General features: G+C 38.1%; 18 protein-coding genes. 3 read left to right on the top strand and 15 right to left on the bottom strand.

Going from position 1 to position 19,397, the window contains the following annotated elements:
- Positions 1-67: 67 nt before the first annotated feature.
- The 12 genes from RCP16_RS08745 to RCP16_RS08800 all read right to left on the bottom strand — a co-directional run bounded on the left by RCP16_RS08745 (position 68) and on the right by RCP16_RS08800 (position 11,725).
- Positions 68-673 carry a PepSY domain-containing protein gene (locus RCP16_RS08745; RefSeq protein ID WP_308642193.1) on the bottom strand — a complete coding sequence of 202 codons (606 nt, stop codon included), beginning with the start codon at positions 671-673 and terminating at the stop codon, positions 68-70.
- A gap of 138 nt (positions 674-811) precedes the next feature.
- The gene (locus RCP16_RS08750) at positions 812-1,783 is read right to left on the bottom strand and encodes a PepSY domain-containing protein (RefSeq protein ID WP_308642194.1); all 972 of its coding nucleotides are present in this window, start codon (positions 1,781-1,783) and stop codon (positions 812-814) included.
- 57 nt (positions 1,784-1,840) lie between these two features.
- Positions 1,841-3,298 carry a sensor histidine kinase gene (locus RCP16_RS08755; RefSeq protein ID WP_308642195.1) on the bottom strand — a complete coding sequence of 486 codons (1,458 nt, stop codon included), beginning with the start codon at positions 3,296-3,298 and terminating at the stop codon, positions 1,841-1,843.
- A gap of 15 nt (positions 3,299-3,313) precedes the next feature.
- Positions 3,314-4,015, bottom strand: a complete 702-nt coding sequence (locus RCP16_RS08760) for a response regulator transcription factor (protein WP_137225038.1) — start codon at positions 4,013-4,015, stop codon at positions 3,314-3,316.
- Positions 4,016-4,206: 191 nt separating this feature from the next.
- Complete coding sequence (locus RCP16_RS08765) at positions 4,207-5,208, bottom strand: ABC transporter substrate-binding protein (protein ID WP_308642196.1); 1,002 nt, start codon at positions 5,206-5,208, stop codon at positions 4,207-4,209.
- Between the two features lie 100 nt (positions 5,209-5,308).
- Positions 5,309-7,120 carry an AraC family transcriptional regulator gene (locus RCP16_RS08770; RefSeq protein WP_308642197.1) on the bottom strand — a complete coding sequence of 604 codons (1,812 nt, stop codon included), beginning with the start codon at positions 7,118-7,120 and terminating at the stop codon, positions 5,309-5,311.
- A 211-nt stretch (positions 7,121-7,331) separates the two neighbouring features.
- Positions 7,332-7,865, bottom strand: coding sequence for a GNAT family N-acetyltransferase (locus tag RCP16_RS08775; protein WP_308642198.1), 534 nt, complete (start codon positions 7,863-7,865; stop codon positions 7,332-7,334).
- 19 nt (positions 7,866-7,884) lie between these two features.
- A complete protein-coding gene (locus RCP16_RS08780) occupies positions 7,885-8,382 on the bottom strand; it encodes a GNAT family N-acetyltransferase (protein ID WP_308642199.1) in 498 nt (165 codons plus the stop codon).
- 30 nt (positions 8,383-8,412) lie between these two features.
- A complete protein-coding gene (locus tag RCP16_RS08785; protein ID WP_069328405.1) occupies positions 8,413-8,964 on the bottom strand; it encodes a GNAT family N-acetyltransferase in 552 nt (183 codons plus the stop codon).
- 149 nt (positions 8,965-9,113) lie between these two features.
- Positions 9,114-9,620 carry a CBS domain-containing protein gene (locus RCP16_RS08790; protein ID WP_308642200.1) on the bottom strand — a complete coding sequence of 169 codons (507 nt, stop codon included), beginning with the start codon at positions 9,618-9,620 and terminating at the stop codon, positions 9,114-9,116.
- Positions 9,621-9,731: 111 nt separating this feature from the next.
- Positions 9,732-10,961, bottom strand: a complete 1,230-nt coding sequence (locus tag RCP16_RS08795; RefSeq protein ID WP_308642201.1) for a glycoside hydrolase family 43 protein — start codon at positions 10,959-10,961, stop codon at positions 9,732-9,734.
- A 143-nt stretch (positions 10,962-11,104) separates the two neighbouring features.
- On the bottom strand, positions 11,105-11,725 hold the full coding sequence (locus RCP16_RS08800; protein WP_308642469.1) for a phospholipase D-like domain-containing protein: 621 nt from the start codon (positions 11,723-11,725) through the stop codon (positions 11,105-11,107).
- A 258-nt stretch (positions 11,726-11,983) separates the two neighbouring features.
- Between RCP16_RS08800 and RCP16_RS08805 the strand changes: the two genes are divergently transcribed.
- A complete protein-coding gene (locus RCP16_RS08805) occupies positions 11,984-12,820 on the top strand; it encodes a sugar phosphate isomerase/epimerase family protein (protein WP_308642202.1) in 837 nt (278 codons plus the stop codon).
- Positions 12,821-12,960: 140 nt separating this feature from the next.
- On the opposite strand, the gene RCP16_RS08810 is transcribed toward RCP16_RS08805, so the two are convergent.
- Together RCP16_RS08810 and RCP16_RS08815 are read right to left on the bottom strand one after the other, a co-directional pair.
- Positions 12,961-14,760 (bottom strand): glycoside hydrolase family 43 protein, encoded by a 1,800-nt coding sequence (locus RCP16_RS08810; RefSeq protein ID WP_308642203.1) that lies wholly within the window; start codon positions 14,758-14,760, stop codon positions 12,961-12,963.
- Between the two features lie 315 nt (positions 14,761-15,075).
- Complete coding sequence (locus RCP16_RS08815; RefSeq protein WP_069328409.1) at positions 15,076-15,498, bottom strand: chemotaxis protein CheW; 423 nt, start codon at positions 15,496-15,498, stop codon at positions 15,076-15,078.
- Positions 15,499-15,838: 340 nt separating this feature from the next.
- Here RCP16_RS08815 and RCP16_RS08820 point away from each other — a divergent pair, with 340 nt between their 5' ends.
- Positions 15,839-16,813, top strand: coding sequence for a glycoside hydrolase family 43 protein (locus RCP16_RS08820; RefSeq protein WP_308642204.1), 975 nt, complete (start codon positions 15,839-15,841; stop codon positions 16,811-16,813).
- Between the two features lie 59 nt (positions 16,814-16,872).
- Entirely contained in the window at positions 16,873-18,174 is a 1,302-nt protein-coding gene (locus RCP16_RS08825) for an MFS transporter (protein ID WP_241669425.1), read from the top strand.
- 233 nt (positions 18,175-18,407) lie between these two features.
- Here RCP16_RS08825 and RCP16_RS08830 read toward each other — a convergent pair whose 3' ends face one another.
- Positions 18,408-19,202: an imm11 family protein gene (locus RCP16_RS08830; RefSeq protein WP_308642205.1), complete on the bottom strand. Its 795-nt coding sequence runs from the start codon at positions 19,200-19,202 to the stop codon at positions 18,408-18,410.
- Positions 19,203-19,397: the final 195 nt, after the last annotated feature.

The following is a 19,397-nucleotide window of genomic DNA, read 5'->3' on the forward strand; positions in this document are numbered from 1 at the left end:
ATAAGAGCTTATTTAGATCTTATCGTTATTTAATTATAAGCTTGCTAGTTATAAGCTTTGTTACCTATTAATCGTTATCGTAGTCGTCGTTGTCATCATCATTGTCATAATCTTTATCGACTGATAATACTTTACCTGTAGCTGCATCAATCTCTACAGTTGCTTCGCCACCAGCGATTTTCAAGTCAACTTCATAAGTCACTCGACCATCATCACTATCACGATCTACTTTAGTCACTGTACCTTTTACAGCTTTCAAAGCAATGGCTTTAGCTTGTGCGACTGTTTTTACTTTGTTGTTCGCATTGTTTGTAGCCTTCTGGTTGTCGTTGTCATCATCGTCATTATCATCGTTGACCACTTTCAACACAGTACCTGTAACTGCATCAATATGAACATCTACATCTTTAGTAGAATTGGCTTTATCTACATCAACTTCATAGTACATTTTGCCATTATTGTAACGTTCCAAATCTACACCATCAATCGTACCTCCAGGTACTTTTGTTAATGCGATTTGCTTCGCTTTGGTTTCACCAATTAATTTGCTTGTTGTTGCTGTTGCACTATTTGAATTACTTGAATTATTCGTAGTCGCTGCTGTCACAGTTCCCATTGTTCCCAAAGCGATTGCTGCTGATAATACACCGATACCTAATTTTTTGTTCATCATGTTATGTTCCTCCTAATAATTTTGTAATATGTTTTTCACTTGTTCTTGCCTCTGCTATTAATATAAAGCTTACAAATGAGATGTCGATTACAACAAGATTAGAATTTGATGAGAACGTTAATTATTATGAATTTCTTCTTAGTTCTCGTTGTCGGAATCGTCAACATCATCCCATGTGACAGACATGACTGCTCCAGAAATCGCATTCACCTGTACAGTAGCTTCTCTTTCATCTGGCGTATCAATATCGACCAAGTAATACGATTGTCCTTTGTCTTCATCATCTTCATAGTCGGTATCATCCACTTTACCGGGTACTTGAGTCAGTGCAATTCGCTCTGCATCTTTTTCTTTTAAAATCAATACAGGAGGTTTGGATGAATTGTTCTTATCTTTAGGTTTTTCTTTGTCTTTACGATCATCTTTGCGATCTCGCTGATCTTCAGGTGACGCAGGCGCACCGACTGGCGGCTGGTTCGGATCAGGTGTACCCATAGCTGGCTGATCATTAGACGGTGGTTGGTTATTAGCTATTCCACTGTTGTCATTACTACTATCTTTATTTTCAGTAGTTGAAGTCGTTGGTGAAGATTCAGTTGGTGTCGATGTAGTATCGCTTGTATCTGTCGAATCTTCAGCAGATGATGTATTTGTACTATTGCTGCTATCTGTTGTTGCCGGTGTAGTAGTAGAAGTCGTTGGCTCGGTTGCTGTTGAACTGGATGAATCTGAGCTAGACGAATCTGTTGTATTCGTACTATTAGGTGTAGTGGTCGCTACTGTCGATTGTCCGATCTGTTGAATCGATTGAATCGCTCCACTGTTACCGTTGACTTGAACTTGATACATGCCTTGATCCGATTGTAACTGAACTGTATAGATTCCATTATTTAATGCAGTCTCTGTTACTTTACCCGGATATTGCTTGAGTACTACATTTTTGGCTTGTGTTGATGTTAAAACAGGGCTCGCTTGTGCTATAGATTTCCACCATAATGTCATTAAAAACATCAAAATTAATAAAATTACGACTGCTCCGGCAATCCACCATCGTCTGTCTTTGATAACAGTTGCTACTGTATAAGTAGCAGGTGATGCTGTTCTTTGCATCTCTCTTCGTCGCATTTATGGATCACTTCCTCAATATAATTTCTAATTGCATCGTTATTATACAGGCTCTTCATTAGAATTTGCTGAGAACATCGTAGTTGTAGGTACAAAAATAGCAGGTAACGAGACGATCGCTGTTGTGCCTTCTTTTTCTACACTTTCCAGACGTATCGTAGCGCCAATCGCATCTGCTATTTCTAAAGCTAAAGTCAGACCTAGTCCAGATCCTCCTACATCGGTACGACTACGTGCTTCATCAACCCGGTAAAAGCGGTCAAATACTTTGGATAATTCAGCTTGAGGAATACCAATTCCTTGGTCAATAATTCGAATACATCTACGCTGTATTTTCACTGTACCTGCATGCTCTGACAGGGGTTGATCATTTTCAATCTCAATCACGATCGGATTCTGACTATATTTACGAGCATTATCTAATAAAATGAACAACAATTGTCGCAATTTACCAGCATCATTTTGAATCAATAGTAGCGACGGTTTGGCTAGTAATTCAGGGGAAATACGAACATCAATCTGACGCTGATACGCATTATGGAACCCTTTGACTAATTGATCAATTTCTTCAGCTAAATGCAAAGGTTCTATCGATAAATTCCACTGTTCTTTGTGCTTGGCTAATAACAGCAGTTGCTCAGTCATTTCTTTCATGCGTACCGCTTCTGAATGAATCGCATCAACCGACTCATGGAATAGTTCTGGACGATCCATCCCTCTACGCTTTAACAGACTGGCATAACTTTCAATAATGGTGAGCGGTGTTTTGAGTTCATGAGAAGCATTAGACACGAACTGTTTTTGCTTATCATAATTGGTCTCAAGTAGATCGATCATTGCATTAAACGTCTGACCCATTTCTAATAATTCGTCTTTGGACTTAGGATCTAATTCCAAACGCTTGAATCGCCCGCTTCGCTTAATCTCACTCATCGTTGAAGTCATGGCTCCAATAGGGCGCATAATAATTCGTCCAAGAATATGACCTGATAAAATAACCGGAATCATGGCTAACCCTGTAACTGTAATCAATACGATTCGAAGTACCTGCAAATAATTTTCTGTCTGATGCAGGCTTTCTGTCACTTGCACATTCACAACAGAACCGTCCGTCCAGATCACAGGAATAGATACGAATACATACCCATTCGCATTATACGTAATTTTTTGAGATTGTAATTCTTTACTATAGCTTACGGTGCGCTTACTTAATTCTTGTTCCGAAGAAGAAGTTACGACTAATGAATTATTTCCTTTTTCAGTGACAATACGGATCATTCCATCTACAGGAACATAAGCACGTAATAGATCGGCTGTGGTCATCGAACCTGCGATTTGCCGAATATTGTCCGCTGTTTTGTTGGTCTGTGATTCCACTCGTACCAATTGTTCATTGATCGACAAGCGGCTAAACACAATATAGACCAGCACATTGGTTAAAATAAATAACAAGGCAAATAACACCGAAGAATACAAATGTATTTTACTTCTTAGCTTCATCCTGTATCCTTTCTGTTAACTATTATCTTTAATAACATACCCTACTCCGCGTACCGTATGAATCAGTTCACGTTCAGGATCTTGATCTACTTTTTTGCGTACATAACGGATATAGACATCTACGACATTGGTATCTCCGTAATAATCATATCCCCAGACCGCAGTGACAATCTGATCTCGATTCAGTACTTGCCGTTTATTCTTGAGCAAATAAGCTAACAGATCAAATTCACGTGGTGTGAGCTCAATCTGTTGCTCACCTCTGATCACTTCTCGGGTTCCTTCGTTAAGACGTAAGTCTGCTGCGGTTAACCAGACTCCATCATTGTCTTCGATAACCGGAGCAGTCTGTGGACGTTGCCGTAGAGCTGCACGTACACGGGCTAATAATTCTTCGATTTGAAAAGGCTTGGTAATATAATCATTCGCTCCCAAGTCCAGACCGGCTACTTTATCTTCAACAGAACTTTTGGCGGTTAATAAAATAACTGGTATATTTCCACCTACACCACGAATCCGTCTCAAAATTTCGATACCACTCATTTCGGGTAACATGACATCTAACAAAATAAGATCATACGTACTTTCTTGATACAGATCCCATGCTTGTGCTCCATTATAGGCTTGTGAAATATCATACCCTTCTGCTTCCAGTTCAATCTGCAACAGTCGAGAAATTTTGTGTTCATCTTCTACGATTAAAATATGTTCCTTCAATCTCTGTTCCTCCTTGTTGCTATAGCTACTCTGTATTCACTTATCCTTTATCATAACAGACCGTGCGATGTTCACGAAATTCAGTTGTTGCGCTAATGAATTATATCGACAAAAAAGGATATCCTGCTTGAACAACGATAGGCATGATACGCTATCATTGCAGTCAGGATATCCTCTAAAAGAAGTCTATATCATTGAGATTTGTTTTTATCAATCAGCATATCTTTGATTAATCCGATCTGACCAATAATTGATTCAGGATCATAGTAAGCATAAGTGTCATAAGGTAACATATAGACCTGTCCTTTTTTCACAGCCGGCAAGCTTTTCCATAAAGGGTTATCCAGAATAGAACTCTTATCGACTTGTTCCGCATCATTGTTAAAGCAAATAAAAATATAATCAGCATTCGCATATTCTGGCAATACTTCAAGGGAGATATCTTTGATCTGTGCATCGCTATCAATCACTTCTTTTTGCACGATATCTAATGGTTTTAATTGTAGCGCATCATAGATAGCATATCCGCCACGCCCATAATTTTCACCGAGTACAGCTATTTTTTTACTCCGTACATTAATAAGTGCCGCAGTTTGTCCCGGTTTTACTATATGTTTAATTTGTTCACGTGCTTGTTCAGCTGTCTGATCATAGCGATCTAACCATGCCTTTGCTTCTTTTTCGCGATTTAATAATGTACCGAATAATTGTATTTCTTCTTTGGGATTATGGTAGGAAGAATAAGGAACATAGATCGTTGGAGCAATTTTGGAATATTCTTCGTATTTTTCGACATCAAAATCGTTAATAACGATCAGATCAGGATTTAATTCAACTACTTTTTCCAAAGAAGTGGGTGTGCCAATATCACTAATCGATTGTTCTTGTTCTTTCAAAAATGGACTGCCCATCCACCACTCTTTGTTCGCCCCTACAGGAGTCAGTCCAAGTGCAATCAGTGTTCCATGGTAATAGGTAGATACAATTCGTTTGGGGTTAGTAGGGATAGTCACTTTTCCTTTAGCCGTGTCGATTGTTCGTGTTGCAGACTGTGATAATTCTGTGTTCGTCTGTTGACTCTCTGTTGCTGAAGTAGTACTTGTACGACTACTACAAGCTCCCAATACCAGTGCTATACATAACAATAGTACACCTGTAATGATAGTCTTTTTTGTATATCTGTAATAATTCATAATGTCCCCCTGCGATTTAATTGATAATCATTCTCAGGTGGAATCATAACAAGTCTATCGTATAACGTCTATGCACAAATATGATCATTTATCATGACAATCATGATATGAACTGTTGTAACCACAATTTTAATTGTGCTTCTTGTGAACAAGGATCAAATCCATAAAAAATATTGCGATCCATAGTATAACATTGTCGATTCTGTACAGCTGCTAATTGTTGCCACTCTAAAGATTCCATTACAGGCTCCAAAGCGACTTCTGATGTGCCTTCAACTGGATAATAAATCACAATCATATGATCTGCTGCATATCGACTTAATTCTGCTAAAGTCACTTCTTTACTGATCAAATTCTGATCTATAATGTCTTCTTGTACGATTGCAGGAGGAATATGATGTAACTGTTGATAAATAAGTGGCCCACCCATACTGCGCCGATCACCGTATACATATATTTTTTCTGAGACGATTTTGTAGATACCTACTGTTTCATCCATACCGATAAACGAGGATAATTGTTCTCTCGCTTGCTGTATTTGCCGATCCCAATCATTTAACCATTGATGTGCCTGTTCTAGCCTGCCTACCTGCTCCGCTAACCACAACCATTGTTGTTGCCAGTTGTGATGTTCAATAGAGAGAGTTTGTACAGGTACATATTCTTCTAATATGAATCTACCCAGATTATCTTCATACGCAAATACAAGATCCGGCTGTACATCATTCATCGTCTGTATAGATTGCTCTAGACTATCATGCAATACAATCATCGTGCTTAGATCCAGATGTTGATGATACTTCTCCCATTTCCATGGTTCCAAATACCCTGCTTGGGGAACCATACCAAGTTGAAGAAGCATTGATGTAAAAGGATAATTCCACGTAGCATACTGCTTCTCAGACGATTGATACTGCTTGGGCGATAGACCAAATAAAGACTTAAACCGACGGCTAAAATAATGCTCGTTCGGATATCCGTTACGTCTAGCAATTTCGCTAATACTTGCACTAGAATATTGCAGGTCTTTTTTGGCGGCATTCATTCGCCAGCGGTAGACATAATCGGTAAACGAAATACCTTTATGCTTACGGAAAATACGAGAAAAATGTTCAGGTGTAATCCCTAAGCGAGCAGCGATAACCGTACGCCGTATCTCTTCTCGATAATACACCCTTACCTCATCTGTAGCCTGCTGTATCATATTCAGATTAGTTGCTTCTGTCCCTGGTGACTGATGGTTCCATATCAAATGTAATAGTTGATAAAAAAGAAGTTGGCTATACAGCTCTTTTTCTACAGACAGTTCTTTCGGTTGATCTACGGTTGCTAGTAATTCTTTGCCTAAGCGCTGCATTTCTAAAGGGGAATGTACAGGTATGATCGTAGCTAGACCATCGCTAGACCAAGAAGAAGATGCATGCTTATCTACATTTTGGAACATAAGCTTCAATAGCTGGACAGGTTGTGAAGAATTATTATATAGAAATACACCACTTCCAGCCGGACAAAATAAAATCTGATCCGCTTTGATCGTAAAGTGACTGCCTTGAAGCTGGACATCTGCTTGTCCTTCTTTGATCATCATCAAAGTATCGTATTCTGCAACTGTCCATTCTTTAGGATGATGATGCAGATAAGTGATGATCGTCAATGACAAAGGAATCCATACTTTACGAGATAAGATATGCGTATGTTGTTTATGTTCAGGAATAGATACATCGTTTGGATTGGAAAATGGATAATGATTTTCTTTTAACTGCTCAGTAATAGCACTTACTTCTTCGTCAGACAATTTACCCAAATATTTAACAGTACGATGCTTGTTCTTGCCTTGTTCATCTCGATACGATTCTACAATACGATAATACGTATATACATGTCCTTGCTTATGTACCTTTTGCTTTTTCAAAAACATGATCCAATCCCTTTCAAGTTAAGGTCTACAGTTGAGGACTACAACCTATAATAAAAGTACCTGAAAAAACCAGGTACTCGGGTCTAAATCCTGTTCATTATTCGTTTCCAAAATATAATGATTATCATTTAGTGATGTCAAAGAATAAAACAGTACGTCAAAATGATAATTGATCTCACAAAATCATGAATAAAAAAACGATTCACTAGCCAATAATTTTCTGATAACTAGCAATATCTAACCGACGACCAAATTTATAACCGACTTCACGAAAATGAGCACATTTCTCATAGCCATATCGTTCAAATAAAGCGATACTATTTGCATTTTCTGTACATACCGTTGCAATTAACACATGAAATCCACTTGCAACGCCTGCTTGTTCTAGAAAAGTGAGCGATTTTCCGCCTAATCCTTTGCCTGTCTGACCGGGCTTTAGATAGATCGTTACTTCTGCTGTAACATCATATGCTTGTTTATTTTTGTGTGGAGTGATTAAGATATAGCCAGCGATTACAGGTGTAGGTTCAGCATTAGAGACTACAGAAGCATCCTGTTCTTCGATAATCACATAAGACTTGTAATGAGCAGGTACATCCATAATCTGCGCGCGCATCTGTGCCAACGATAACAATTCCGTATGAAAAGATACGGTTGTATGCTCTACATAATGATTATAAATCGACAACACTTCAGGCAAATACTGTTCTTCTATCGGTGCAAATCGAATAGTACTCATCTCTAACCAACCCCTCTATTCACAAAAAATAGTGCATCATTCTTTGCAGACCTGCTGGCCCTATAGGACGATGACCCAAATCTTCAAACCCTGCTACTGTATATGTACGTTGCGCTGCCTGATTACGTTCATTAACTACCAATATTAACTCATGGATCTGCGGAAACTGCTGTCTCACCCATGCTGGTAATAATTCCATCGCTGTTCTAGCATAGCCTTTACCTTGATGCTTGGAATCAATTAACAATGCTCGAATCAACATGACTTTACTCGGTTTAGCATCGGTATAATCGCAATAAGAAAGAATACCATCACCTGTATGCAAAACAAAAAATCCAACCACTTGCTGCTGAGCTTGAATCACAATCGGATAACGCTGAGGATCAGTCAACGCTATCTCCAGTGATTGAAGAGGCAATGCAGTAAATTGTAATTGCTCTTCAGGTAGGTCAAATGAAGCTAACTCTTCTCGATATTCAGAACGATAATAGGCTAACTGTACAGCAGAAATACTCATATATGATTCTCCTTGAATTCCATTCCCAGATTAATCTGCTACGATGGCATAGATTTTGGCATCGTGAAAACGTCCTTTAACATACAAGTTTTTACGCATTAAGCCTTCATATTGCATACCGACTTTCTCCATGACTCGTGCAGAATTAATATTATCAGGCATACAACGAGCTTCGATCCGTACCAATTTCATTTGATTCCAGCCAAAGTCGATAATTGCTTTCATCGCTTCTGAAGTATATCCACGATTCCAAAATTCTCTAGAAAGAGCGTAACCCACTTCAGCTTTAAAATGTTTGGTATTCCAATTAATAAAGCCCATTGTACCGATCAAGCGTCCAGATTCTTTATGTTCAATTCCCCATTGAGAGACAGCGCCTTCTTCATATTTTCCAAGTAAAAAGGAAATAAACTGTTGGGTCTCTTCGATCGACTGGTGTGCATGCCATGTGACATAACGAGTCACTTCTGGATCAGAACCATAAGCGTACATATCTTCTGCATCGTCCATCGTAATCGGACGTAAAATCATTCTTTCTGTTTCCAGTACAGGCAAATTCCCAAAAATATCTTCGATTTTCATATGTATCTGCTCCTTCAAATTGGGATAGGTTATATGTATTTTACCATATATGTGAGTAAAGCGTTGCTAACAAATATGATCAATGTTCATACAAAAAAACCGTCCTTAAGGACAGCTCCAATTACTGTTATCATCATCTACATTTTCTATTAACTGCGATAACCATAACGTAGATCATTGGCTGTCACAATACCTACCAGATGATCTTGATCGGTAACAATCACACTATCATTGCGGAAATATTCAGCACGCTGCTCTGCAAGCTGTTGTACATCAGTTACATTATGATAAACATCAACAATAAGAGGCTTTTGTGTCATCAACTTCACAATTCGTTGCATCTGAAATCCATCCATACCTGCACGTCTATTCACACGAAAGAAAAAGCGAGCACACATCACGATACCTACTGGACGATTGTGCTTATCACAGACTACAATACTTTCAGCTTCAGGATAACTGGACATGACTTTAAGCGTTTGTTCACATGTCTGCTTGGTTGTGACTTGAGGAGCACTACGAAGAAGATCAGTAAGGGTTAACGTGTCTTCAGGTGGACGACTATCTGGAAATGAAGGTATCGCTACTGCTTGCAAAGACGTAGCTTCATTTGTTCTCGCTTGTCTCAGCAAAGGCTTCAGCATCTGACTAATCATGATCGATCGCCTTCTTTCTATGATTCAGAGTATATATAAATCGTACTCTTTCAAGATTAAAGGCGATAACGAATCATGTGAAATACATGTAAATGCTATTTGGTAACATTATTACAGATCGTTTAGCGTCCATTCATCACGCCAAGATAATGTAATTGCACCATCTTCTGCTATTTTAATAGGTAACCAGATATAACGTGAATCTTTGAGGTCATCTTTTTTCCAGCGATCTCCCATATAGATAAATTTACCGGGTGCTCCTTCTACCGGAATAATATGTGTGCTTTGCGAACCAAATGTAGTCTGGCTATCTGGTGCAAAATTTTTCAACGGCGCCCACGGACCAAAGATATGATCAGCTACTGTATATTTAGCAACATTCGGGTCCCAGCCAGTCGCTCCAGAAGTCACCATATAGTACTTACCGTTGTGCTTGAACATCGCTGGTGCTTCACGCTGTGCTCCCGGGAATACACGCACATAATCTTCACCATAGACCGATTGATATTCCTGATCCCGTTCTGCTTTGCCTTCTTTGTGCCAACCTGTAATATCGGTATAGTCATCGTTTAGCTTGGAAATATAGATCGTTAGATTCTCTTCACTGGAATAGACCAGATAAGCGGTTCCATCATCATCTTTGAATAAAGTCATATCTCTTGCCATCCCCGGCTGATCCGGTTGTCCATTGTACTCTGCATCTTTAGGTGCTCGATCCATACGGAATCCTTCTCCATATACAAAAGGTCCTGTTGGTGAATCAGACAGCGCATAGCCCGCTTGAGCTTTGGCATAATTAGCAGTTGATGTCGCACTTGGCCCATCGGTGTGCATCCACATAACGTACTTGCCTGTTTTTTCATTATAAATCACTTTAGGACGTTCGATAATACGATTCATTCCAATATCATTAAGTATATTAGCAGTATCTGTACGTCCTGCATATAATTTAGAAATAACTGGATCATTAGTAAAATCATCTTCCGATTCAATGGCTGTTAATGCTAATCCTTTATCTTCCCAATTATAAAGGTCTTTGGAAGCATATACATGAACGCCACGTGCAGGTAAGTATCCATTGGTCTTATCTTCCCCATACCAGTAATAGGTCTCATCTTGCTGATTGTATAATATCCCGCCACCATGTGCTTGAATAGGTACACCATTCGTATCATTCCAGACCGCACCGGGTGTAAAAGATGAGGTATTCGCTACCTGGATTGCTGAAGAAGTATCATTTGTTGTAGCTGCTGAGATCGATGCAGGCATCCATAAAGAAGTGAACAATACAGACCCACAGACAAGAGGTAGCCATTTTTTACTTGTTGACCATAGATTCATTACATTGCCTCCTTTTATTTTGTATACGCTTACAAAAACATATAAAAAATATACTCCCCTCATCAGGAAGTATATTTCTCATTGTAATAAAAACCATTTTTTAAGTCAAATATCTAATAAAAGGAAAATGAATGACATATTGTTTAATTATTCGCAATCCAAGTCTCATAACGACTGTGATCATTCCACATATGTTCAAAAATAACTGACCATTTTTCCGCCAGATTAGCATCATGAATAGCGACTAACACTTCATCATTTTCTTCGCTTGATTCATCGGTATAATTAAATGAACCAACAGTAGCAATTTGACGATCTACAATTAACATTTTCTCATGCATTTTGCCATCAAATGTATTGATCTTAATCGTTGCTCCTGCTTCTATTAATGTTTGAAGCGCTTTGATTTGTGATTTCTTTTCTACTTTAGTTTTATCCGTGAGAATATGCACTTGCACACCACGCTTTTGCGCATATTCCAACGCTTGAACAATTGATTCTCGTGACAGATTGTAGATAGCTATATCCAGTGTAGACTGTGCTTTATTGATTAAATTAATAATGAGCTGATCCGGCTTTTGTCCTTCTGCTGAAAAGACATAATCAATCGTTGTTCCCGGATCTGTTGGCGTACTTTGTGTAGTCGGTTCTACAGTAGGCTTGGTCGTAGATGATATATGATCTGAATTTTTTTGAAGTGGGACTGAATATACTTCAGGTGCAATCGTTTTTGAAGTGCTCGAACACGCACTCAATACCATCACTGCACTCAAAAAAGTAAAATGAAGCAAACTTATTTTATGACGTAATAAGGTCATTATGGGCAAAATCCTTTCTTTATGCATCAACTTCGATGAAAGAGATCATTCTTCTTTAATGAATACACCCTATTATAAACCAATGCTCTTTCGAATCAAAATAACACTCTAATAAATACCTTTTATCTTCCATAGATATAAAGGACTTCCACCTCTTTGGCACGAATACTATAACCATCATTCACGATTGGGAGATGATTATTAATGATTAAAGGAATCAGTCAGGCTGGACTTGGTCACATTTCACCTGAAGAATTAGTCCGTTCTGCCGCTACGTATGGATTTGGCGCTGTAGATATGAGTACGGATACATTAGTTGCTAAGTATGGATTAGAAGGAACTCAACAACTTTTGAAAGATCATCATGTTGTATTAGGTTCAATCGGCTTGCCGGTAGAATGGAGTCAGACCGAATCCCTTTTTCGTGAACAATTAACCCGTGTAGCTACAACAGCATATCAAGCTTCTTTACTTGGTTGTGAGAGCTGTTGTACATATATTTTACCTGCTACCGATGAATTACCTGCTGCTTATATGGCGCAGAGTATTGTGCGTTTACGTCAGATCGCTTCTATTTTGGATGCATATGGTATTCGACTAGGGTTAGAATTTGTAGGGCCACATCACTTGCGTACTGCTTGGAAATACCCATTTATTCATAGTGTAGAAGATACCTTAACAATGATTGATGCCATAGATCAGACTAATGTAGGCTTACTGGTCGATACTTATCATTGTTATACAACAGGATTTACAGCGGATGATATTCGTCAATTACGTGCAGATCAGATTGTCCATGTGCATATTAACGATGCCAAAGATATTCCTATGGATCAAGTGCTGGATAATGATCGCTTATATCCTGCTGAAGGGGTCATTGATTTGCGTTCTTTTGTTCAAGCTTTGCAAGATATCGGTTATACGGGCGTGGTAGCACAAGAAATTCTCACACCAGAACCGCCTACCGATTCAATTACGTCATTATGGGAACGTTCAGAGCGTGGATTTAATCATGTATTTCAAGCTCTTTCTACGATCTAATCGTCTGTTGATTGATTCTATATATTAAGAATTTAATAAAGATATACAAAATAAGCCCCACCATCTGTCTCTTGTACTCATCAGAGATCAATGGTGGGGCTTTACAATTGAAATGTGCTTATTTTATCTATGGCTATCTATTAATGCTGTTGTTCGATGAAAAATGTGCTGTACTCTGCATATCCTATGGTATCCTGATCATCACTTGTTAATTCAAATGGCTCTATTCTTTTTTTCAAATCCACAGCAAATATGCCTACTTTGGCACCTACCCAATGCCCGGGGTGAATAGGTTCGATATGTGGAATATCAATAAAATGGCTACCATCCAGACTATAACTAAATTGAGATAACCCTGCATGCAAAATAGATACCGGAATCTGATCTTCTCTTGCGGTGCTTGCAGGTGCAGGATGATCGACTTGCTTGGTATCTAACCATACTGATACGCGCAGATAGATAGGATTGGATATATGTGGTTGTGAAGGATTAACCTGTAGATCATGCAGATCTGTCTGCCAAATGTCTTCTTCAATCGGATGATCAAGCGCTTGCCCCTTAGCATGTTGATCACTATAGCCTTGTGTTAACGATAAACGGTAGTGCTGATCTTCATTCTGCTCTATCGCTAAATACGTATATGTTCGTCCAAATACAGTGAGTCCGAATTTCTCAGTCACCGATTTGGGAGCTATCTGCAATCGGGTCGTCGCTGTAAAATGAGATGAAGGTAACTTCTGTAACAACAATTGTGGAGCATCGTACAATACCGCCTTGTCCGATAAGCCTACTTCACGAGATACAAATGGACACGCATATAATCGTAACTCCTGATGTTCATCATCGGTAGCATACCAGTCTGGTTGTGGATTTGCTTGCCATTGCCACTGTGATCCAAAAGTCTGAGTCGCTCCATCTAATAATTGGATCTGTTCCTTATAGAGTGAATACGGTTGCATAGATGTGATATTCGAAGCTTGATCTTCTGAAGAATGTTCGTTAGCTGGATTGTTTTTATTATGAGTCACAGGCATACGCCATTGTGATACAGGTTCTCCTGCTGTCTGCCCTTGTTGATACTGCCCGATAATAGGCCAACCGTTATCCCATTGCATCGGTTGAAGATGAGTAATTCGTCCATACGCATATTTATCTTGAAAATGTAAAAACCACGACTCTCCTGTCGATGTCTCTACCCAACTTCCTTGATGTGGTCCATTCACTTCACTATTTCCTTGTTGCAACACAATTCGATCTTCATAGGGTCCGAAAATATGGTCCGCACGCAAAACAACTTGCCAACCATGACTGACTCCTCCCGCAGGAGCAAATAGGTAATACTTTCCTTCACGTTTGTAACACTTGGGGCCTTCCATAACAGGATGAACCGATCCACCATCATACACAATTTGTCCTTCGCCCAGAAGTTCACGACCATCTGCACTCATACGGAACATTTGCAATTTACTTCGAATCCCTGAACGACTATGAGCAAAAGCATGCACAAGATAAGCTTGCCCATCTTCATCCCAAAATGGACATGGATCGATCCATCCTTTGACTTTTTTCAACATATGCGGAGCAGTCCATGGGCCTGTTGGTTGTTCTGCCGAGCACATAAAGACACCTTCATCCGGCGTACTGAAAAACACCCAAAAACGTCCATTCTGATAGCGAAGACTAGGTGCCCATACCCCTTCTCCATGTCTAGGCTGATCATAATCAGACGAACCTTCTAGAAATTCTAACTTGGGCAAAATATAATGAATCAACTTCCAATGTACAAGATCTGTAGAATGAAGTAAGGGTAATCCCGGAACATGCGCAAAACTAGAAGCGACCATGTAGAAATCATCCCCTACCGCAATAGCATCAGGATCAGAGTAATCTTCATGAATAATAGGGTTCGTATAGATTTGTGGATCAGACTGTAATGTCATTGATAATATCCTCCTTCAGTCTATTATGTTAACGTGTTCATTTTCACTTCTATCATACTCTAAATGTCTATAGAAATTAAAGTATACGCTTACAAGTTTAGTAATTTGAACTATAATTACGCTCTCAGTTCAATCATAAAAGCCCTTATAAATTAGACTACTTATTTTATTCAAATTAGTGGTACTGAAATGTATGTAGATGGAGCAGAATCTTTGCTATCTTAATATAAAAAAAGCGCCCTGCGATAAGCAGACGGCGCTTTTTTTATTTACTTTTATATGCAAGACATGATGCGATATGACTCAAGCAGATGTTTAGACGTATGCGTTACGTGTGTACGACAACAACGACTCTACATTCACAATCGGTATGATTTTACCATTCACTTCAAAAGCATTCGGCAAAATATCACGGCTATTTACTTCCGGGTTTTCTTTCAACTCTGATTCTTCTACAGTCGCTGTATTGTCTAGCTCATCCACTAGTAGAGCAACACGAGTACGGCGAAGCAAAATCATTTTGTCTGTTTCTTTCGGTTCTTCATAAGACACAGCCAATACTTTACGCAGATTAACCAACGGGTACAATGCTCCACGAATCGTGATCAATCCTTCATGCCAATCTTCTGAAAAGGGTAACGGTGTTCCTTTTTTAGCAGTTTGAATTTCATCAATTTCATTAAAGTTAATAGCATAAGCTTGACCTGCTACATAAAATACAATCAATTCGATTTTCATAATGATTAGCTCCTCGAACAATATAATCTGACATTTGCGTATATATCCTTTATCGACCAAATGGTTCATATTCTTTACTACTTTCTCTATTCCTGTACATGTACGTACATTTCACCACAGAAAATACACATTATAGACAGGTCTATTATCTATTTTGATCTATATTCTTGAAATATGTTTAAATAAGTGCTACTATTTAGAAAATTAGTGTATGTATCAGTTTATTATTAATGTTTATATAAACTATAAATGTACGTACATATTTTTTAAATCAAACTTGTAAGCGTTACCTGAAAATAAAGCAGGATAATGCTATACCACACTTCAAGGAGACGATATCATGACCAACTTACCTGAATTCAAAAATCCGATTGTGGAACAACGAGCTGATCCATGGATCTACAAACATACAGATGGATACTATTATTTCACAGCTTCTGTACCTGAATATGATCGACTAGACGTAAGACGTGCTCAGACGATCCAAGGATTAGCTGATGCTCCTGCGGTAACCGTCTGGCGCAAACCAGACCACGGACCGCTTAGCAACCTGATCTGGGCTCCAGAGCTACATTACATTAATGAGAAATGGTATATCTACTTCGCTGCGGCTGATGTTCCTGAACCGGTGAATGGTACATTTAATCATCGTATGTATGTGCTCGAGACAGATGCGGCAAATCCATTAGAAGGTCAATGGGTAGAAAAAGGACAAATCATTACAGAGTGGGAATCTTTCGCACTGGATGCCACCACTTTCCAACATAATGGCACCCTTTATTATGTATGGGCACAACGTGATTATGATATCCCGGGCAATTCCAATCTTTACATTTCAGAAATGGAAAATCCGTGGACTCTTAAAGGTAAACAAACGATGTTGACTAAACCTGAACTGGATTGGGAAGTAATTGGTTTCCTTGTAAATGAAGGTCCAGCTGTGCTCAAACGTAATGGCAAAATCTTTATTACGTATTCTGCAAGCGCTACCGATGAGAATTATTGCATGGGATTACTGACTGCTGATGAGAATAGTGATCTGTTAGATGTAAACTCATGGCACAAATCGCCACAACCTGTATTTACAAGTGCTGCTGAAAATGGTCAATATGGCCCCGGGCATAACAGCTTTACCCGTACTGAAGACGATCAACATGATGTACTTGTCTATCATGGACGTAATTACACTGAAATTACAGGCGATCCATTATACGATCCTAACCGTCATACACGCGCACAAGTGATTACATGGAATGAAGATGGTACACCGAACTTTGGCAAGCCTGTGCCTGATGCAGGATTTGTTCGTTCTTAAATCAAGAATTGTTTGTTCATAAATAGAGACAACGATATGGATACGGAGATGAGTGAATCATGAAGTTAAACAATATCAAATTACCAAAATGGAATTTTTGGAATTTTGGCGGATTGTTCTTTTTCTACTTTTTAATCTGGGCAGTTGTACTTGCTTTCTTACCGATCTGGTTAAAAGAAGAAGCAGGGCTTGATGCTAGCCATACTGGACTTGTATTTTCAGCAATTTCGTTAATCGCTTTATGTTATCAACCGTTTTTCGGTGTGATTTCAGACAAATTAGGATTCCGTAAAAACTTATTCTGGTTTGTTGTTATTGTTGCTTTATTTATGGGACCCTTCTTTACCTTTTTATTTATTCCACTTCTTCAATATAATATCTGGGTAGGCGCGATTATTGGTGGTATTTACCTGAGTGCTGTTTTCCAGGGTGGTGTTGGGGTCGTTGAAGCGTATATTGAACGTGCTAGTCGTGCCAGTTCAATCGAATACGGTCGTGTACGTCTTTTCGGTTCAATTGCCGGTGCTACAGCGACTTTAATCGGCGGAATGATGTATCTGTATAATCCTATCAGTATTTTCTGGTTCGCGTCTTGTTCTGCGGCTATATTGGGGATTCTATTGCATACAGCTAAAGTTGATCCTTCGGCAAGTGCAGCCGGTGTACCTGCGGATTCGAATGAAGCTTCTAGTGAAATTACCAAAGAACGTGTATTTTCGATTTTCAAACTTAAAAATTTCTGGTTCTTGTCTCTACTGATTGTCGGTACAGCCAGTGTGTACGATGTATTTGATCAGCAATTCCCGAACTATTACAATCAATTCTTTGCTTCTCCTGATCTAGGTACACAGCGCTTTAGTGAACTGGTGTCTTTACAGACAGCGATTGAAGCGATCTTGATGATCTTTATGCCATTTATTATTAACAAAATTGGAGCCAAAAACGGACTGTTACTTTTCGGATTATTGACGTTTGTGCGTATTTTTGGAACCGCTATCGCAACAGACACTGTCAGCTTATCATTACTTCGTTTGATTGCTGCTGTTGAAATGCCATTGTTGTTAGTATCCATTTTCAAATACATTACAAGCGTGTTCGATATTAGACTTTCCGCTACGATCTATTTGTTAGCGTTTAACTTTGCCAAGCAAGCCGCTATTGTGGTCTTCTCAAGTATTGCCGGTAATATGTACACCAGTATTGGTTTCCAAAATACGTATTACTTCTTGAGCGCTATCGTATTACTGATTACGGTGATTTCGATCTTTGGACTATCCAATGATAAAAACAAACGTGAGCCTGTAGGAAGCGTTACCCCGAAGCAAAATAAAGAACGAATGGTAGCTATGCCTAAAGTATAATGTAGCTTGATAAGCAGTATATGTAAGCGTTATTAGTAAGCGTCATCAGAACGATATAAGTTGTTGAAGGTAGATATCATAATACAAAAAAGCCTTTCAGTCTTTTACGCTGAAAGGCTTTTTTATTTTTAATTATTTAGAGAAAATTACTAATACTACATTTCATATAACATACTTTTTTTCAAAAATACTTTTGGTGATCTATATGACTGCTAAAGTTCCTTACTCAACATCTAAGCCTTTTTCCATTTCAGATCTAAAAGAATCGGTGGAATATACTTTGGACTGACAAAATCATATTGTAAATCCATATTTAATTGTCCAAGTAAAATATTAAGATCTTGATCTAATTTTAATTTCCATCGATCACTGACCACAGCCTCGTTTTGGTTTACACAGTTCATTGCTTGTTCCCAAGACATACTGAGATCGAAACTATTATTAACACTATTAATATATTCATTGTAATTCTGCTGTTGATGAAGTTCAGTTTCTTGGTCTATTTCAGAGTCCCATACCAAATCAAAATCTGGACCATACAAACCAGATTTTTCAATAAATTCTTTAAATTCATCAGATACAAAACAGTACTTACTTGGAAATTCAGGAATTTTAAATATTTTATTATTTGTAGTTATAAGTTCTTTATTAAAATATATTTTTTTGTAATTTGTTTTTTTACCTTTTTTTGAAAAATCAGCAATTGATTTATCTTGGTCCACACAGTCAATCACATTAATAATATTAAGAAGAAAAAATGAGTGGTTCTCATGAATAAGAGGTAAAAATTCTACTTCTCCTTCCAAAAAAATTTCGATTTTTTTCTTTGCTTCTATACCTATTACGGGTGCACTAGGAAGAAACGATGGAAAATCTTTATACTTTTTTTTGCTTCCTTCAATAAAAACTTCAAATGGTATCCACTCTTTAATGAGAGATTGACCTCGGATATTATCTAAAAAATCAATCCATTCACCTATAGTCAGTACAATATTTTTTTCACTACTAGTTATTTTCCAAATTTTCATTTTTTTCCTCTACTCTAATAGATTTTCAAAAATAAATTTCAATTTTTTTACAATATTTATATCATTATAACGAATTAATTGCATATTTAATTTACTATAACTATTATCTGTAGGGTATAGATAGATTAATATTTTATGCAACTTATACATAGACATCTATATTAATTAAAAAATTTTGTTTTCTCTATAATTTTA

The sequence above is a fragment of the Paenibacillus nuruki genome (genome assembly GCF_963311185.1).
Lineage (GTDB): Bacteria > Bacillota > Bacilli > Paenibacillales > Paenibacillaceae > Saccharibacillus > Saccharibacillus nuruki.

Coding starts and splice junctions, on each gene's coding strand:
- RCP16_RS08745 (WP_308642193.1), bottom strand. CDS start 673: ATGATGAACAAAAAATTAGGTATCGGTGTATTATCAGCAGCAATCGCT.
- RCP16_RS08750 (WP_308642194.1), bottom strand. CDS start 1,783: ATGCAAAGAACAGCATCACCTGCTACTTATACAGTAGCAACTGTTATC.
- RCP16_RS08755 (WP_308642195.1), bottom strand. CDS start 3,298: ATGAAGCTAAGAAGTAAAATACATTTGTATTCTTCGGTGTTATTTGCC.
- RCP16_RS08765 (WP_308642196.1), bottom strand. CDS start 5,208: ATGAATTATTACAGATATACAAAAAAGACTATCATTACAGGTGTACTA.
- RCP16_RS08775 (WP_308642198.1), bottom strand. CDS start 7,865: ATGAGTACTATTCGATTTGCACCGATAGAAGAACAGTATTTGCCTGAA.
- RCP16_RS08780 (WP_308642199.1), bottom strand. CDS start 8,382: ATGAGTATTTCTGCTGTACAGTTAGCCTATTATCGTTCTGAATATCGA.
- RCP16_RS08785 (WP_069328405.1), bottom strand. CDS start 8,964: ATGAAAATCGAAGATATTTTTGGGAATTTGCCTGTACTGGAAACAGAA.
- RCP16_RS08790 (WP_308642200.1), bottom strand. CDS start 9,620: ATGATTAGTCAGATGCTGAAGCCTTTGCTGAGACAAGCGAGAACAAAT.
- RCP16_RS08795 (WP_308642201.1), bottom strand. CDS start 10,961: ATGAATCTATGGTCAACAAGTAAAAAATGGCTACCTCTTGTCTGTGGG.
- RCP16_RS08805 (WP_308642202.1), top strand. CDS start 11,984: ATGATTAAAGGAATCAGTCAGGCTGGACTTGGTCACATTTCACCTGAA.
- RCP16_RS08810 (WP_308642203.1), bottom strand. CDS start 14,760: ATGACATTACAGTCTGATCCACAAATCTATACGAACCCTATTATTCAT.
- RCP16_RS08815 (WP_069328409.1), bottom strand. CDS start 15,498: ATGAAAATCGAATTGATTGTATTTTATGTAGCAGGTCAAGCTTATGCT.
- RCP16_RS08820 (WP_308642204.1), top strand. CDS start 15,839: ATGACCAACTTACCTGAATTCAAAAATCCGATTGTGGAACAACGAGCT.
- RCP16_RS08825 (WP_241669425.1), top strand. CDS start 16,873: ATGAAGTTAAACAATATCAAATTACCAAAATGGAATTTTTGGAATTTT.
- RCP16_RS08830 (WP_308642205.1), bottom strand. CDS start 19,202: ATGAAAATTTGGAAAATAACTAGTAGTGAAAAAAATATTGTACTGACT.